Raw genomic sequence first — 15,441 nt, forward strand, 5'->3', positions numbered from 1 at the left:
TTCTATTATTCTTCTTTTTTCCGGCCGTAATGCAGCAGACCAAGAAGCATAAAGGCTATCATGAGAACTGTTACGACGATGAATACTGGAATAGCGCCGAATTGGTAAATAAACGGAAGCGCGGTGGCTGTCACGAGGCCCCCGCCGACCATTGGTTCAAATAATATCTGTTTGTACCCGAATGCAGTAAACGCGGGTGATTTATTACCAGGATCGGCCACGCGCATTAAGAGAAGCCCCGTCGCTGCGACACCGGTGGACTGCCCGAAATCGCCGAGAGCCCTCTCAAACCAGTAAGATGGAATCATGCGGGGAGCCAGGTAGATAAAACCGAGCACGTTCAGCGCGATACCGGAAACAGCAAGAACGACAAACGGAATGAAATACGTGCCGAGCACCGATAATTCCAGACTTGCCAGTGCCGATACGATAAGCAGATCAAGAGAAAGCCCTTGAATACGGTTGATCAAACCGCGGTCGATCAGATCATATTTGTCGAACTTCGTAAACGTCATCTGAACAATAATACCACCCAGCATGGCGAGTGGGAACAACGGCACATATTCAAAAATGTACACGTCACTCCATGCCCCCCAGGTCACCGATTCCAGCCATTTCAGTGCTTCCAGCAGTACATAACCGAGAAATACCGCAATGGCAACCAATGCCGCATGGAACGTGAGCGGGTCTATGGAAGTGGGGGACGTCGTCATTTTTCCTGCCGGGTCCCTTGCGTCAAATTCGTTGATCCCAAGCTGGGCATCCACAGAAATCTCTTCCGGTTTCTGAAGGACTCTCGTTTTTTTGCGGCGCACGCCCCAGTTCAGTAAAATCACGCCGGCGATGACACCGGATAACACACCAACCGTTGCAAGACCCACAGCCAGATCATAGCCTGCTTCAAAACCAAGCTGGTTAAAGGTGTTCTGCATACCGGCTGCGGTGCCGTGTCCACCGACAAAGCCGATTTCAATTAAAGCACCAGCCCCCGGCGGCAGCCCGAACACCGGGGTTAAAAAGAGCAGACACAATCCAATCCCCACAACATACTGCCCCCAGGACAAGGTGTAGCCAAAGGCGATCTGCGGCCCGCCGATGCGGAGGATCTCTTTTACGTTCGGGATGCGGAAACCAATAAATAAACCGGCAAAAACGACATTAATTAAAAGGCCGGGCATCGCACCCCAAACTTCGAAGATACCGGACGTAAACAGTCCGTTTTCCAGAAACCCCTCACCAAACAGGTCCTGGGTGACCCGTCCTAAAACCCCGGGGCCGAGAAGCAGGGCCAAAAACCCTCCGATTAAAGCACTCGGAAGGAACAAGCGCTGCATAAGCGGGATGCGGATACGAATCCACTTCCCCAAAGCAAGCATAATACTGATAATGACGATTCCCATTCCTATTACATCATACGACATCTGAACCCTTCCTTTCTTTGTTGGTTGGAATCCGGATTATAACAGAAGGTTATATTGAACGATGTTCTATTTTACCATGTATTCAAACCTATAGAAATACAGAACACCTCAATGATAGCTGATTTGATAGGGACTCATTCAATTTTTGACAAGCCAGCTTTCTATTGACCCGGCGTTGATTTCATAGTATGATTTTTAATGAAATTGATAATCTTTATCATTAATGAAAGGGACGGTTCTATTATGAAATTTGGCAAATCGTTTTACATAGTACTTCTCGCTGTTATGACGGCTCTGGTACTGGCGGCATGCGGCAGTGGATCAGACAGCGGCACTAATAATGACAGCGGTTCCGGCGGGGAGACGTCGTCGGAGAGTACAGAAGATAACAGTGGAAATACCGAAAACAGTGAAAACAGCAGCAGTGAAACGATTACGGTAACCGATGCCACAGGGGAAAAACAACTGGAAGGAACACCGCAGAAGATCGTTGTGCTGGAATGGGTCTATGCGGAAAATCTGCTTTCTCTTGGTGTACAGCCAGCAGGTGTAGCTGATGTACAAGGGTACAAACAATATGTCAATATTGAACCAAAACTCACGGATAGCGTAACAGATGTCGGCACCCGTCAGGAACCGAGCCTGGAAAAGATTGCACAGCTGGAGCCGGATCTCATTATTACAACGAAATCCAGGCACAGCAGTATCGGCAGTGAATTGAACGAGATTGCGCCTACATTGGTATTTCAGCCTTATCCGGGAGAGAACGGTCCGACGCAGTATGAAGAAATGGAAACAACGTTCAAGCAGATTGCCAAAGCCGTAGGTAAGCAGGATAAAGCCGAACAAGTCTTGTCAAATCTTGATCAGCGGTACAGTGAACTCAGTACCCGTCTGAGTGAAGCAGGAATGGACGGCACTGAGATTTTGCTCTCCCAAACCTACAGTTCTAATGAAACAGCGACACTGCGGTTTTTCACGGACAACTCCATGGTGATGGAGATCATGACTAAGATCGGACTGCAAAATGCGTATGAGAGCTCTAAATTCCAGGCTTATGGATTTGCAGAGGGGACGGTTGAAGACCTCGAGCCTTATCAGGACAGCACCTTTATGCATATTACCCAGGAAAATGACAATGTAATCAAAAACCAGCTGCAGGGCAATCCTGTCTGGGAAAACCTCAACTTTGTACAGGAAGACCGTGTCTATGCTCTTCCGGGCGGTACCTGGACATTCGGCGGCCCGCTTTCAGCCGAGGTCATCGCTGAGGAAGCCGTGCAGGCATTGACAGGAGAGTAAAACATGAACGCAATCACGCGTATGAACAGGACTGTCTCTCTGTTTGGGGGAGGGGCAGTTCTCCTTCTTTTTCTTATCTTACTGCATTTATATCAAAGCACCGGCGATATTCTGCTGCAAAGCGTCTGGGCAACGTTGTTCTTATCCGGAAGTGACCTGAACCACCAGATTGTGCGCTCTGTATATCTTCCGAGAATTGTCATCGGTATTCTGTCCGGTGCGGCCCTTGCCGCAGCTGGTGTCATTTTTCAGACATTGACGAAGAATCCTTTGGCGTCGCCGAGCACGCTGGGTGTGCATTCCGGGGCGTATTTTTTTGTTATCGTGGGCACGGTGTCACAAGTGGCATGGCTTGAAAACAGCGGTTTTCTGCTGGCTTTTTTGGGGGGAGCATTTGCAGCGGTTCTCGTCTTTATCATGTCCGGCGGTTCATCAGCCACTCCGGTCAGGATGGCCCTTGCCGGAATGGTTCTGACATTAATGTTTTCCTCCTTTACCTCCGTGCTTCAAATCTTCTTTGAGTATGAAACATCCGGTCTGTTTTTGTGGGGAAACGGCACCCTCGTGCAGCAGGACTGGCAGGGAGTGCTTTTCACACTCCCATGGCTTGGGCTGTTGTTTCTTGTTATCATATGGCTCGGCCGGAAGATGGATCTGCTTCTGCTTGGCGAAGACCAGGCCGGGACGCTCGGGGAAAACGTCCGGCTGATTCAGGTGCTGATGTTTTTCACCGCTGTCGCTCTTACGGCGCTCCCGGTCAGTGTTGTAGGTCCTGTCGCGTTTATCGGGCTTGTTGCGCCGCATATTATCCGCCTTGCAGGGTTCCAGCTTCATGGCAAATTAATTGGTGCTTCCATGCTGTGGGGAGCCAATCTCTTGGTTGGCGCCGATATTCTCGGTCGTTTCCTTGATCCTTCCCTTTCAGAACTTCCGGTCGGATCAATTACAGCGCTGATTGGGGGGCCGTGGCTTGTCTGGCTGATTGTAAAACACAGACAAACCCTTTTTGGATCACGGTCTCAGGAAAGTCTTTCTTCGGGCAGCAATGTATTGTCTCTGCCCTATCCGTTTATCGTCAGCGCGGCGGCGGTCCTTCTTGTGGCCTCCTTTTTTGCAGCACTCGCCGGAGGCGGGGACGGATTTGCATTTGTTGATACGTGGAACGCCCTGCGGGACAGTGGTACGTCCGGCCAAAGATATATTATTTTTGATTTGCGGCTTGGCAGAATCCTCGCAGCTGCGGCCGCCGGTTTACTGCTTTCATTAAGCGGTCTGTTGTTTCAGGGAATTCTCCGGAATCCTCTGGCCGACCCCTCGATTATTGGTATCACTTCCGGCGCAGGCGTTGGTGTATTACTGATCATGTTTGTGTTTTCCGGGCTGTCGGCGGCCTGGTTTCCGGCGGGAGCCATTATCGGTGCCCTGCTTGCTGTCGCGGTGGTTCTGTTTTTCTCCTGGAAAACGGAGTTCGATCCATCAATTCTCGCTCTTACCGGCATCGCAGTTTCAGCGGCATGCAGCGCGGTGACCCAGATACTTATTACCCGCTTCAATATGAACGCTGCCGCTGCGTTGACTTGGCTGTCCGGGAGCACTTATGCGACCGGATACAGTGAATTACAGATGTTTCTAATCTGGCCGATTCTTGTGCTGATTCCAGTGTCCGCCTTTTTGCTGGTGAAACTCAATATTCTTTCTCTCGGAGATCAAACCTCGGTTGGATTGGGTGTCAGGATAGGAGCTGTGCGCTGGGTTACTGCACTTACCGCAACATTTTCAGCAGCGATGGCGGTAGCCGCCGTGGGAACGATTGGTTTTATCGGCCTCGTTGCCCCGCATCTCGCGCGGCTTCTCGTCGGCCAGGATCACCGGAAGATTCTACCCGTGGCGCTTCTTCTCGGCGCTTCTCTTCTCGTCGTTTCCGATATGACCGGACGCATGCTGCTGGCCCCGAAAGAAATTCCATCGGGCCTTGTAGCGGCCGTTATCGGGGCTCCATTCTTTCTATGGCTGATGAGCCGGTCATCCAAAAAATAAGGATGGAACCCGCAGAACATGCGGATTCCATCCTTTCTTTTTTTACGGCGCTGTTATACTTCCGCCAGTGCTTGTTTCCTGTCCTTATCCGGCACGGATTCCAGGTGACGTCCTACCAGATCATATGTCATGCAGACCGGCTTTTTGGTACGCGGATCTTCCACCACGTAGGCATCAATGCCGAATACATTACGAAGAACCGGTTTGCTGATAACCTCCTCCGCGCTGCCGATGTGTTCGGCCGTTCCATCTCTCATGGCAATCAGATGGTCCGAAAAGCGGGCTGCGTGGTTCAAATCATGCAGCACCATGACAATGGTACGTTCTTCTTTCTTATTAAGCGACTCCAGCAGTTCCAGTATTTCAAGCTGATGCGCCATATCAAGATACGTCGTCGGTTCATCGAGGAGCATAACTTCGGTCTCCTGGGCGAGCGCCATCGCTATCCATGCCCGCTGGCGCTGTCCGCCGGACAGCGCATCGAGCGTCCTGTCCTTAAATTCCATCATGCCGGTGTCTTCGATCGCTTTCTCCACCGCTTCTTTGTCTTCCGCCGTCAGCCGTCCGGCGCCGCGGCGGTGCGGATAACGCCCGAAGGAAACGAGCTGGGATACCGTCAGGGTCTGCGGGATATCAGGAGACTGGGCCAGAATAGCCATCTCTTTGGCTACTTCTTTTGTTTTCATTTCATGTATATTGCGTCCGCTTAAATAAACAGCGCCCTGAGTAGGTTTCATAATGCGTGACATAGCTTTCAGCAGCGTGGATTTCCCGCATCCGTTCGGCCCGATGATCGACGTAATGACGCCATCGGGTATCTCTATGTTCATGTCATCAATAATGGTATGATCATTGTAGGCAACTGCTATATGCTCGGTAGACAATTTCATTATGTCCGATGCCCCTTTCCCGGTCGCACGCGTGTGTAACACTGATAATCATTTTCACTTAAAATTATAAAGGCTGCTGCACCAGTTTGCAAGACTTCATTGAAAAATCTTATCATTTGAGTCCTTGAAATCGTTATGATATGTTTCGGACAGCAGGAAAAATGGAGGCTGAAAACATGGATAGAAATGAAATCGAAGAACGGATCCAACATCTGAAAATGGATTACATCCGCATCCAGGGAGATCTCGATAAACTGGAAACCGTAGGAGGAAACGCCGCCGGAGCCATCCGTGAACTCGAACTTATCGAAACAGAAATGAAAGAACTCCGTCAGACGTTGGATAGAATATAAAAAAGAGGGCGGTCTGAACAGTCCGTCCTCCTTTTGCTTATAAAGCAGATAATATGTCGGTGGCGTAGCCGGGCTGGGTTTGAACCAGATAGTATCCGATGAAGCATAAAATGATAAGTATCAATGATATAACGAGCATCCGTTGAAACAATGAGGACTCTCCTTCACACAGCATGTCTTTTTTACTATTTTGTGTGATGATCTTTCCAGTTGTCAATGAAAAAAGAAACATGGTCTGTGTCTGTTTCTTCACACTCTCACATGCACAAAGAGCCCCCTCTGCCCCTCCTGCCAGATGTTACACCCGTTGTAATGAAGGCCCTTTCGTCTGTCGTGATGCTGCAACCTCTGGATCTTTGCTTTCGTGTACTGAAAAGGCACCCTGCCTTTGAATGATCCATCAATATAAAGACGGCTCTCGTTGCATCTGATATGAAACAAAACGATCAAATGCCCCTGTATCCAGGTATAGTATGTACCACCCCGTAACCTCACCATGTTTTCCCAACCCCTTCGATGTGTTCGTTTTATAGAATATAATATAACTATATAATGAATAAAGAGACCTGAAAAGCTCCGAATATTCTTTATTTACGTTATATAGAACAAATATCGTTCTATATAACGTAATTTTCTCCTTATTCCTTTAGATTTCATTTTTTGAAAATTTATTTTTGTTTTATATAATGAACAAAAGGACAGGGATAAGGGAGATAAGCATATGCTGGGTCATAAATTGAGATCATACCGGAAAAAACAGGGGATATCCCTGGCGGATTTATCAAGACAGACGGAGATCTCCAAGTCGTATTTAAGCTATATAGAACGAAATGTGAAACAAAATCCCTCCATCGAGGTACTGAAAAAAATAGCTGCTGTTATGGACATATCGGTGGAAGAATTAATCGGGGATACATGGACAGAGCTCTATCACGAAGAAGAGGAGGAACTGCTTGATGAAGAGTGGGTGCTTCTTATAGAAAAAGCGATACAGGAAGGAGTCAGTAAAGAACAGTTTAAACATTTTCAGGAATATATCAAATACCTGAAGTGGGCAGAACAAAACAAGAAAAACGGGGGAACGTTACATGAGCAGTAATGAAGAAAGCCGCGATCTGGACAAGGAATGGGTGGAACTTATAGATGAGGCAAAGTATATTGGATTATCTCCCGAAGAAGTTCTCGTTTTTTTGAGCGGCAGTAATAAAGATGAGTCGGGATAAAGTGCCGGATTACTTATTTTGAGAACGCCATTTATTGAATTCAAGAAATTCTTTAAACTGTTCTTTCGTCACCCCGGAATCCATAGCTTCCTGGACGATGGAACGCCATTCCTCATCGAGCTCCTGATCATTAGGAGCTGTTTCGTCTTTCAAAAGGGCATCCACCGGCACATCGAGAACACCGGACACTTTCTCAAGAAACTGTACGGAAGGGTTGGTCTGAATATTTCGTTCCATGGCGCTTAAATACGATTTCGCCACACCGGCCTGCACAGCAAGTTCTGTCAGCGAGATGTTTTTTTCTTTACGGTATTTATTTACTCTGTCGCCAATCATAGTCATGGGGTGGACTCCTTTTTCTTAACATGTATGTCATGATTATAACATATAACGAATGAATGTCTGTTATAATGAACAACAAAAACGTTTGAAATATCTGGAACACCATGGCGGGAACCTGTTTTTTCATCAAGCAAAAGGTTCGGGGTATCCATGCTATATAAATAAAGCCAACCTTGGATAGATTGGCTCGTTCCTTTCAGGATGTTACCTGCCGTTCATTCAAAAAAGCTTTCACTTCTTCCACACTTAATCCCGCTTGTTTCGCTTCTTTTATCAGAATCACCCATTCCTGATCGAGCTGCGCCGGATTTTTCATTTGATTCAACCCCCTAAAGCCTGTTGGAATGCCTTAGGCAGCCCAGCCGCCGTGGTCACTGAACATGACGACAGGCCTGTGACTTTGCGTCCCTGCCTTTCGACAGAGTTGCCTTTTTCTCAAGGTAGGTATTCATCGAACCTGTGTGTACGTGTCCCCTTCTGCCGTGCCATACCATCTACTCTTTTAGACCGTTTACTGCGGTGTATCCGGCACGAGAAAAGGGATTCGCGCGGGAAGATTTTCGATAACCGCCGGTGTCTTCATGTAGATTTCGCCATCCGTGTCCGCCTTCATCGGCTCCGGCGTGCTTAAAGCAACGTGCCGGGCTTTATAATGTTTCACATCTGTTGGTTCGGGATCCCATGCAAATGGATTTTTGGCTGTCAGGTATTCCCGCAAGAGCGATGCTCCCCCCTGGCTGACGACAAATACATTGAACAGGCCATCATCCGGAACAATGCCCTGAAATGGAAGCTGCGAAGCTCCAATGAAATTGCCGTTTACGACCAGCACCATCACTGCCTCATCCGTCATCGTTTCGTCATCAAGCGTCAGCTCAAACGAAAACGGATCGGGATTGGTGAACGTCTGAAGAGCGCTGAGCAGATAACTGACTTTCCCCAGCTTGTTTTTCCAGTCTCCATTGATATTTTCCGACGTTTGTGCGATCAGACCGATTCCATAAAAATTGGTGAAAAAACGTTCATTCATCGTTCCGATGTCCACGTGTCTCGTTGTTCCGTTCATCAGACTGTCGGCCGCTCTCTTGATATTCTGGGGAACAGCCAGTGTTCTCGAGAAATCATTGCATGTGCCGCCGGGAAGAATGCAGACGCTCGGCGGATCATTTAGGGCAGCAAGTCCGTTCACGCATTCATGAACGGTACCGTCGCCGCCCATGATAATAATAAGGTCGTACTCTTTGCCGGTACTTTGCAGCACTTCCTCCGCATGCCCCTTGTAATGCGTTTTTCGGATGATAAGTTCTTCAATATGGTTGGTCAATATTCCTGCTGTGAGCTCTATATTTTTTTGGATAAAAGAAGGTCCGGCATTCCCATTTATCAGCATCAGCGCTTTTTCGTACATTCAGTTCATCCTTCTGCATAATGATGTTGATTTTAATGTAACCTTCCAGATGGTGTTTGTAAACCAAATCGATTAGAACCGACAGAAAAACCCCCATTCCAAATGAGGATATGGGAGAGGTGGCAGGTATTTTCACCGGGAGGCCCGTGCTGCTACGGCATGTATTTTCTGCGGGAAAAGCGTTCTGCAGAGAGTGGGTCAGCCGCTGTGAGCGTCCAGGATATGTCCGGAAACTTCTGCTCCAGGATGTGTACCGCCCGCGAGAGCAGGTGTTGTTTGTGCGCTCTCGTGCCGTGAATAAACATCCACGCTTCTGCTCTCTTCTCTTTGTAATGCATGCTTCCTGTCAGGAGAACATCTTCCACGTGTTCCTGAAAACGTTCCCCTGGAAGCGGAAAGGCGGAGAACAGTTTCAGCGATTCATCCATCATTACAGGAAGTGTAATCACATACTGATATATATCCGAAAATTGATCGACAGCAACAAGTTTCCAATTTTGCTTCATCATACGAAGCAGATCGGCGGATGTGACGTTATCTGCCGTGGAAAGCATCCCGAGCACGAGGTTGAAGTAATTCTGCACACTGTATCCCGGGCTTTTCTGCATGGCGTGCTGTAAGTGTTCTGGTTCTTCATTCATGTATATCCCTCCCCGGTCTATTATTTCGACATGCTTTTGATTGCCGGGCACTTCCGGCATACTTCTTCGGAATTGACAAGCGTTTTATAGATCGAACACCATGACCGTTTCGCGTAACAGACGGGCACATTTTGTTCTTTTGCTTTCTTTTTGAGTTTGTCGGTTATGTTATGGTTAATGAAGTCAGTGAGAATCAATATTAAATCCACGTGCTCCGGAATGCTTTTCTGCACCATTTTCACTTTCCTGCCGCTTACATGGGAAATATCCTCAAACCCTGCCTCCTGCAGCCGTTTCGGTATAGACCCAAGCTTGTCCGCTCCTACAATCATCAGCGTATCCAACGGATAAGCACCTCCGACAATAATGATAATCATTCTCAATATTTCTTACCTTTAGTCTATTGGTTTTCTTTTCCGGTGTCAACAAGAAAAAGCGTAAACACCTGACCACCCGAAAATGTCTCCTTCCTTGTCCGTTCCATACAAAAAAACCTCCCTGCTTATTCAGGAAGGTTTTTTTGCGTGTCGTCTTTCGGCGGCATAATATCTCCAACTGTTTCTTCAGGACTGACCGGGGGCACGAGGCTGATAATCGTGTCACCAGCTTCCGGTTTCAGCGGTGCCTCACTCGTAAAGAAATCAAATTTGCCGGTCGGTTTAAAATTTAGAATCGGCAGCGTATCCGCCTGAATGTCCTGCAGAAATGTCTTGTACGTGTACTGTTTGGACAGGCGTGTCTGCACAAAATAATACCCTTCTTCAATTTTGCGGTTCAATTCAGCATAGGTGGCCCCTTTTTCAAACAGAATGCGCCCGCCGATCCGCAGAACCAGATCATCCGGATGTTCTTTTTCCGGATCGTGCCAGCTGAGCTGAAAGAGGTCATTCCGCCCAATATCCGGTACGAAGGTTGTGCAGACCAAAGAGTTATAGGAATCCTTGTCTGTCGCTGCAATTAATTTCTCATATGGTGTAAGATCGAGGTAATATTCCGTCTGCTCTGACAGAATCTCCCCTCTGTAATACGGAACCCCTTCGGCTCTTGCGTTGAACAGCTGCTCAAAGGACGTATCCGTAATAAGAACCGGAATATTCATGGATTTCAGCGTTTTGGCAAGGGCGGTCGTGAAGGAACTGCCGCCGACGATAATCACCCCGGGTTTTCCTTCCAGGGAAAGTCCGAGTTTGCGCGCCAGTGCTCCAATGGAAAAACCGTGCGCACAAACAGTGGCAAACACAAGCGCAAACGTCAGCGGTGTGACGATGGAAGCCCCCGGATAACCTGCCTGTTCGAGCACGTTCGCAAAGTAGCCCGCCACCGTTAATGCGACAATGCCGCGTGGAGCAATCCAGCCGACCAGCGCTTTTTCCTTAAAAGACAGCTCTGTGTTGATCGTTGATATCCAGATCGACAACGGCCGGACGACAATGAGCATTAACAGAACATATGTCAAAATGCGCGGATCAAACACCTGAAGCAGGGTTTCCCGGTCCAGAGATGCCGTAATCATGATAAAGATGCCGGACAAAAGCAGCACCGATATATTTTCTTTAAAATGCCTCATGTCGCTCAAGGAAGCAATATGCATATTCGCCATCGTCATGCCCATCGCTGTCACCGCAAGCAGTCCGGTTTCATGCATTACTTCATCAGCCAGGGCAAAACAGGCGATAACAACGGTGAAGACAATCGGCGACTTTAAAAACTCCGGTACGAATCCGGTCTCAAACATCCAGCCGATTCCCCGGCCGCATGCCCAGCCGATGGCAATCGCAAACAGGGAAGCAAGAAAAAATAACAGGAGCGCGCCGGCTGTTACGGAATCCACCGTTAAGAATTGAATGATTTCAAAAGCAAACACAGCCAGGAGCGCGCCAAGCGGATCCACTACCACTCCTTCCCATTTCAGGATCGCCGCCGGCCTGGCTTTCAGTTTGGCCTGGCGGAGAAGCGGAAGAATAACAGTCGGGCCGGTCACAATAAAAAGTCCTCCGATGACGAAGGAAACAGCCCAGGACAAATCGGCGACAAAATAAGCAGTCAATGAGCCGAGAATCCAGGCCAGAAAAGCGCCCAGCGTAATAATACGGTACACGGACTTCCCAAGGCCCTGTATTTCTCTGTAATCCAGGTTCAGACTACCTTCAAATAAGATGATTGCCACAGCTACCGATATGATGGGGTTAAACAACGCTCCGAAATCCTCACTCGGTGTCATAAAACCGAAAATAGGTCCGATAAGCAGACCCGCTACCGACATGACAACGATCGCCGGCATGCGGAAACGCCATGCAAACCACTGTGACCCTATCCCGAGTACACCAATCAGCATCAAGTGGGACAAAATTGATTCAAACATATCAGGTTCCTCTCTCTTTCGTGTGACATAAATACAGCGCTTATGCCGGCAGGACTCCACTCCTTTTCAAGCGCTGCAGATGCATCCGATATGCAAACAACGGGATGCTGTATTGCAGGTGACGCGTTCCTATGTTAAATGGTATACGTGTATGTCAATGCTGGCATGATGCCCGAAACAAAACAATACAACATGAAGAGGGTTTTTTTCAATCCATTGGCTTTGATTCATAAAAACTTTATAATGGGTGTAGATGAAAAGAGGAGGTTCACTCGTGGATACCGACTATATATTAAAAAAAACAGATGGTTCGGACTGCCACCTGGAGAATAGAATTGCCGGCACCCCGGCGTTTGTCATTTTTCTCCGTCACCCCGGCTGACCATACTGCAGAGATTTTCTCGCGCAGTTGCGTGAGTACGCAGATGAATTCCAGGACAAACGCGGAGTTAAAATAATCACGATTTTCCCGGCATCGGTCACACTGCTTTCCCAATTTGAGGAAGCGTACGGCCCGTTCCCATTTCCGTTGTACGCCGATCCGGAAAAAGAAGCGTTCCGGGGCTTCGGCCATCAAAGCATGAACCCGCTTAAACTGCTTGGTAAAGCGGCTCTTGGAACGATGACCGGAAAAGTGAAAGATCTGCTTCCAAAAGAAGAAGAAAAACGAAAAGTCGTCAAGACTTCCATGCAAAAGTCTGACGTATTCATCCAGGGAGGCGCCTGGTTGTTTGACGCCGGCAGAAAGCTGCAGTGGCAGCATGTCGACGATTCGCCGGAAAACCATGCTTCCATCGAGCAGCTGAAAGAGGCTGCAGACACATATATTATGTAAAACGGAGCCTGTCCTCTGCTAATATTCGTTAATCTGTTCTTCTATTTTCTGCCCCAGATGGCGTCCGGGTTCATCCAGAAAGCAGCGGATCCGGTCGCCTTCTTTCACTTCTTTCATCGAAACAGCACTCCCGTCCTCACCTAGCAGAAAGACACTTTCCGCATCCTGAAGCGTCGCCGATACGTGGATACCTCCGGCGTTCACTTCCATCCGCACGAGATTACGTTTTTCCATTTTCACCCGGCCGATGGGAACCTCTTTGGACGCTGCCCCGTCGTAAACGACCAGTCTGTCACCGCCGCGTAATTCTTCCAGGTAGCGCGTGCCGCCCTGCTGATAAAGGTATTGATGGAGACCACCCGCATTAATCCGGAACGTACGCGGAGGATACGTTTCCGACGCCCGGTTTTCCGACAGGACAAGCAGATAGCCGTGTCCGGTATTTCCCGTGAGCACTCCTTCGGTGGGTGTTAGAATGTCTGCTGTGTCGATGCACACTCTTGTACCAGTGCCGATCGGCGTCACTTTTTCCACGATTCCGCACGTCAGGCTTTCTTTTTCCTGCTCATTCTCCACATCTATCTTCCTTTCTGAACCTGATCATTTCCTGTAATCTACGATCCTGAAGAATCCTGTTCCATTTCCCGCACAATACCGCGCTTGAATTCACGCACTACCACGACAGCAAAGGCCATCATCATAAGTATCGTTACCATATCCGGAACACCGGCCAGCGTCACCGCATAGGCCGATAAAACCTGAAACATCAACATGATGAACCAGATACCGGTCATGATTTTCAATATATTCTTCACCCGTTATCACCTTCGTTATTCCTTTTTTCACCCTGTCTCCAGTATAACGCACCCTGCCTTATTCATCATCTTCTTTCAGTGAAAACATGACAGTCTTTATAAAGACCTTCCGTTCAAATGTAAAAACAGCCGGCGCAGCAGCTGAAAGAACAGAGAGTGAGAATCTTCCTTCTTTGGAATAAATAATGAAAGCAGTGGCAAAGATGGTCCTGAAGGAGGACGAATATATGTTTAAAAAAAGTGCATGGGTGATGGCAGCCGCCGTTTTAACCACAGCCGCAGGATGTGCTCCATCTGAAGAGGAACAAAGCATGCCGCGGCAGGAAGCTGAAGAAGTAGCTTCCGAAAATCCTTACGCAGAGGCGGCCCCCATCGCGAAAGCAGAAATGGTGAACACGGATGACACGAAGATCGGCCTTGTTCGATTTTTTGAGAAAGAGAACGGTGTCATGATGCACAGTGAGTTCGAAGAGGGGGTGCCGGAAGGATTTCACGGGTTCCATATTCATGAGACCGGTCTGTGCGAACCAAATGCGCCCGATGGGCCATTTACCACCGCCGGAGGTCATTTTAATCCGGGAGGCACGGTTCACGGGTCCCACGCCGGTGATATGCCGTCGCTTTTCGGGATGAAAGACGGTTCCGCCTATCTTAAAAGCACGCTCGACAGGATTACACCGGAGCAGCTCATGAACGAAAATCTTGCTGTCATTCTTCATGACGGTCCGAACAATTTTGCCAACATCCCGAACCGGTACGTGCAGGCCGACACCGGTGAACGGGGCCCTGATGAACAGACACTGAGGACCGGAGACTCCGGAAGCAGAATTTCCTGTGGTGTGATCAAACCCGCAAATGCCTGATTGTTTCAACCACTTTCTCTCCACCCGCGGCGGCCGGGTGGATTTTTTTATGTAGAAAAGCCGCCACAGTCATGTGATGACTGTGTCAGCTTTATGCCGTTGACCCTTTTCCCCCGTCGTCTTCTTTTTTTCCGGACAGAAACCAGCCGCCGAGCGCAATCAGTACCAAAACACTGTAAAACGTGATTTTCCATGGTTTGGACTCAGCGAACGCTTCCGGCAGGACGGCAAGCGCCGGGTGCGAAAGCGTGTAAATGGCGAGTTTGATCCCCACCCAGCCGACGATAATGAACGCGGCGATTTCGAGGCCCGGCCGCTGTTTCAGCAGTCTCACAAACAACGTTGCCGCAAAACGCATGATAATAACCCCGATCAGTCCGCCTGTTAAAATGATAATAAACTTGCCTCCATCCAGACCGCCGATATTGCCGATCGGCGTATTCGGAAGGGTGACAGCAAGGGCGACCGCGGCTAGAATGGAGTCCACCGCAAACGCGATATCGGCGACTTCCACTTTCAGCACCGTACCCCAGAAACCCGCGGCACCAGCTTTCTTTTCTTCCGCTTTTTCTTCCGGAGATTTCTCTTTGTCGAGCCATACTTTCCGTACGATATGGTTTCCGGCCATAAACAGAAGATACAGCGCACCGACCGCCTGCACCTGCCAGACATCCACGAGAAACGATATGACAAACAGCGAAGCAAAGCGGAACACAAAGGCTCCGGCCAGCCCGTAAAAAAGGGCTTTTTTCCGCTGTTTTTCCGGAAGTCCTTTCACCATAATCGCGAGGACCAGCGCGTTATCCGCGGCCAGAATGCCTTCCAGCACAATGAGCACCAGAAGCACCCAGCCGTATTCCATCAGTATGCCTGCATCCATAATCATCTTCCTTTATCATTGCTGACCTTAGACTGCCTCTCCAAGGATCAGTTTATGCAGTGCAGACTA

At 48.7% G+C, this 15,441-nt stretch carries 17 protein-coding genes, 1 pseudogene and 1 riboswitch; of the genes and pseudogenes, 7 read left to right on the plus strand and 11 right to left on the minus strand.

The window, feature by feature from the left end:
- Positions 1-5: 5 nt before the first annotated feature.
- Positions 6-1,421: a sodium/glutamate symporter gene (locus BM124_RS07660; protein WP_093336526.1), complete on the minus strand. Its 1,416-nt coding sequence runs from the start codon at positions 1,419-1,421 to the stop codon at positions 6-8.
- Positions 1,422-1,619: 198 nt separating this feature from the next.
- Here BM124_RS07660 and BM124_RS07665 point away from each other — a divergent pair, with 198 nt between their 5' ends.
- Both BM124_RS07665 and BM124_RS07670 read left to right on the plus strand, forming a co-directional pair.
- Positions 1,620-2,723, plus strand: a complete 1,104-nt coding sequence (locus tag BM124_RS07665) for an ABC transporter substrate-binding protein (RefSeq protein WP_244504274.1) — start codon at positions 1,620-1,622, stop codon at positions 2,721-2,723.
- A 3-nt stretch (positions 2,724-2,726) separates the two neighbouring features.
- Positions 2,727-4,760 carry an iron ABC transporter permease gene (locus BM124_RS07670; RefSeq protein WP_093336529.1) on the plus strand — a complete coding sequence of 678 codons (2,034 nt, stop codon included), beginning with the start codon at positions 2,727-2,729 and terminating at the stop codon, positions 4,758-4,760.
- Positions 4,761-4,813: 53 nt separating this feature from the next.
- Here the strand turns inward: BM124_RS07670 and BM124_RS07675 are convergent, their stop codons facing one another.
- Positions 4,814-5,650 carry an ABC transporter ATP-binding protein gene (locus tag BM124_RS07675; protein WP_425288580.1) on the minus strand — a complete coding sequence of 279 codons (837 nt, stop codon included), beginning with the start codon at positions 5,648-5,650 and terminating at the stop codon, positions 4,814-4,816.
- Positions 5,651-5,826: 176 nt separating this feature from the next.
- Between BM124_RS07675 and BM124_RS18875 the strand changes: the two genes are divergently transcribed.
- The 3 genes from BM124_RS18875 to BM124_RS07695 all read left to right on the plus strand — a co-directional run bounded on the left by BM124_RS18875 (position 5,827) and on the right by BM124_RS07695 (position 7,226).
- Positions 5,827-6,003 (plus strand): SE1832 family protein, encoded by a 177-nt coding sequence (locus BM124_RS18875; RefSeq protein WP_170841033.1) that lies wholly within the window; start codon positions 5,827-5,829, stop codon positions 6,001-6,003.
- A gap of 721 nt (positions 6,004-6,724) precedes the next feature.
- On the plus strand, positions 6,725-7,102 hold the full coding sequence (locus BM124_RS07690; protein ID WP_093336534.1) for a helix-turn-helix domain-containing protein: 378 nt from the start codon (positions 6,725-6,727) through the stop codon (positions 7,100-7,102).
- Positions 7,092-7,226: an anti-repressor SinI family protein gene (locus tag BM124_RS07695; protein WP_093336536.1), complete on the plus strand. Its 135-nt coding sequence runs from the start codon at positions 7,092-7,094 to the stop codon at positions 7,224-7,226. Before BM124_RS07690 ends, BM124_RS07695 begins: the two co-directional genes overlap by 11 nt.
- A gap of 9 nt (positions 7,227-7,235) precedes the next feature.
- On the opposite strand, the gene BM124_RS07700 is transcribed toward BM124_RS07695, so the two are convergent.
- The 6 genes from BM124_RS07700 to BM124_RS07725 all read right to left on the minus strand — a co-directional run bounded on the left by BM124_RS07700 (position 7,236) and on the right by BM124_RS07725 (position 11,979).
- Positions 7,236-7,562, minus strand: a complete 327-nt coding sequence (locus BM124_RS07700) for a helix-turn-helix domain-containing protein (RefSeq protein ID WP_093336659.1) — start codon at positions 7,560-7,562, stop codon at positions 7,236-7,238.
- Positions 7,563-7,764: 202 nt separating this feature from the next.
- Positions 7,765-7,884, minus strand: coding sequence for an anti-repressor SinI family protein (locus BM124_RS07705; RefSeq protein ID WP_093336537.1), 120 nt, complete (start codon positions 7,882-7,884; stop codon positions 7,765-7,767).
- Between the two features lie 33 nt (positions 7,885-7,917).
- Positions 7,918-8,007: riboswitch (cyclic di-GMP riboswitch) on the minus strand.
- A gap of 72 nt (positions 8,008-8,079) precedes the next feature.
- Positions 8,080-8,976 (minus strand): diacylglycerol/lipid kinase family protein, encoded by an 897-nt coding sequence (locus tag BM124_RS07710; protein ID WP_093336539.1) that lies wholly within the window; start codon positions 8,974-8,976, stop codon positions 8,080-8,082.
- Positions 8,977-9,128: 152 nt separating this feature from the next.
- On the minus strand, positions 9,129-9,617 hold the full coding sequence (locus BM124_RS07715; protein WP_093336541.1) for a hypothetical protein: 489 nt from the start codon (positions 9,615-9,617) through the stop codon (positions 9,129-9,131).
- A 20-nt stretch (positions 9,618-9,637) separates the two neighbouring features.
- A complete protein-coding gene (locus BM124_RS07720; RefSeq protein ID WP_425288581.1) occupies positions 9,638-9,994 on the minus strand; it encodes a DUF2325 domain-containing protein in 357 nt (118 codons plus the stop codon).
- 125 nt (positions 9,995-10,119) lie between these two features.
- The gene (locus BM124_RS07725) at positions 10,120-11,979 is read right to left on the minus strand and encodes a cation:proton antiporter (protein ID WP_093336542.1); all 1,860 of its coding nucleotides are present in this window, start codon (positions 11,977-11,979) and stop codon (positions 10,120-10,122) included.
- 394 nt (positions 11,980-12,373) lie between these two features.
- On the opposite strand from BM124_RS07725, the pseudogene BM124_RS07730 reads away from it, so the two are divergent.
- Positions 12,374-12,814 (plus strand): annotated as a pseudogene (locus BM124_RS07730) (peroxiredoxin-like family protein); the annotation flags it as partial.
- 18 nt (positions 12,815-12,832) lie between these two features.
- On the opposite strand, the gene BM124_RS07735 reads toward BM124_RS07730, so the two are convergent.
- Together BM124_RS07735 and BM124_RS07740 are read right to left on the minus strand one after the other, a co-directional pair.
- Complete coding sequence (locus BM124_RS07735; protein ID WP_093336545.1) at positions 12,833-13,390, minus strand: 3-dehydroquinate synthase II domain-containing protein; 558 nt, start codon at positions 13,388-13,390, stop codon at positions 12,833-12,835.
- A 38-nt stretch (positions 13,391-13,428) separates the two neighbouring features.
- A complete protein-coding gene (locus BM124_RS07740; protein WP_093336547.1) occupies positions 13,429-13,629 on the minus strand; it encodes a hypothetical protein in 201 nt (66 codons plus the stop codon).
- A 227-nt stretch (positions 13,630-13,856) separates the two neighbouring features.
- Here BM124_RS07740 and BM124_RS07745 point away from each other — a divergent pair, with 227 nt between their 5' ends.
- Entirely contained in the window at positions 13,857-14,492 is a 636-nt protein-coding gene (locus BM124_RS07745; protein ID WP_170841034.1) for a superoxide dismutase family protein, read from the plus strand.
- A 91-nt stretch (positions 14,493-14,583) separates the two neighbouring features.
- Here the strand turns inward: BM124_RS07745 and BM124_RS07750 are convergent, their stop codons facing one another.
- Positions 14,584-15,372 (minus strand): TerC family protein, encoded by a 789-nt coding sequence (locus BM124_RS07750; protein WP_093336549.1) that lies wholly within the window; start codon positions 15,370-15,372, stop codon positions 14,584-14,586.
- Between the last annotated feature and the right edge of the window lie 69 nt (positions 15,373-15,441).

This window comes from Salibacterium halotolerans, assembly GCF_900115625.1.
Taxonomy (GTDB): domain Bacteria; phylum Bacillota; class Bacilli; order Bacillales; family Marinococcaceae; genus Salibacterium; species Salibacterium halotolerans.

What these genes read in the sequence shown, in the direction of transcription:
- BM124_RS07660 (WP_093336526.1), bottom strand. Translation starts at nt 1,421, where the DNA reads ATGTCGTATGATGTAATAGGAATGGGAATCGTCATTATCAGTATTATG.
- BM124_RS07665 (WP_244504274.1), top strand. Translation starts at nt 1,620, where the DNA reads ATGAAATTGATAATCTTTATCATTAATGAAAGGGACGGTTCTATTATG.
- BM124_RS07670 (WP_093336529.1), top strand. Translation starts at nt 2,727, where the DNA reads ATGAACGCAATCACGCGTATGAACAGGACTGTCTCTCTGTTTGGGGGA.
- BM124_RS07675 (WP_425288580.1), bottom strand. Translation starts at nt 5,650, where the DNA reads ATGAAATTGTCTACCGAGCATATAGCAGTTGCCTACAATGATCATACC.
- BM124_RS18875 (WP_170841033.1), top strand. Translation starts at nt 5,827, where the DNA reads ATGGATAGAAATGAAATCGAAGAACGGATCCAACATCTGAAAATGGAT.
- BM124_RS07690 (WP_093336534.1), top strand. Translation starts at nt 6,725, where the DNA reads ATGCTGGGTCATAAATTGAGATCATACCGGAAAAAACAGGGGATATCC.
- BM124_RS07695 (WP_093336536.1), top strand. Translation starts at nt 7,092, where the DNA reads ATGAGCAGTAATGAAGAAAGCCGCGATCTGGACAAGGAATGGGTGGAA.
- BM124_RS07700 (WP_093336659.1), bottom strand. Translation starts at nt 7,562, where the DNA reads ATGATTGGCGACAGAGTAAATAAATACCGTAAAGAAAAAAACATCTCG.
- BM124_RS07705 (WP_093336537.1), bottom strand. Translation starts at nt 7,884, where the DNA reads ATGAAAAATCCGGCGCAGCTCGATCAGGAATGGGTGATTCTGATAAAA.
- BM124_RS07710 (WP_093336539.1), bottom strand. Translation starts at nt 8,976, where the DNA reads ATGTACGAAAAAGCGCTGATGCTGATAAATGGGAATGCCGGACCTTCT.
- BM124_RS07715 (WP_093336541.1), bottom strand. Translation starts at nt 9,617, where the DNA reads ATGAATGAAGAACCAGAACACTTACAGCACGCCATGCAGAAAAGCCCG.
- BM124_RS07720 (WP_425288581.1), bottom strand. Translation starts at nt 9,994, where the DNA reads ATGATTATCATTATTGTCGGAGGTGCTTATCCGTTGGATACGCTGATG.
- BM124_RS07725 (WP_093336542.1), bottom strand. Translation starts at nt 11,979, where the DNA reads ATGTTTGAATCAATTTTGTCCCACTTGATGCTGATTGGTGTACTCGGG.
- BM124_RS07745 (WP_170841034.1), top strand. Translation starts at nt 13,857, where the DNA reads ATGTTTAAAAAAAGTGCATGGGTGATGGCAGCCGCCGTTTTAACCACA.
- BM124_RS07750 (WP_093336549.1), bottom strand. Translation starts at nt 15,372, where the DNA reads ATGGATGCAGGCATACTGATGGAATACGGCTGGGTGCTTCTGGTGCTC.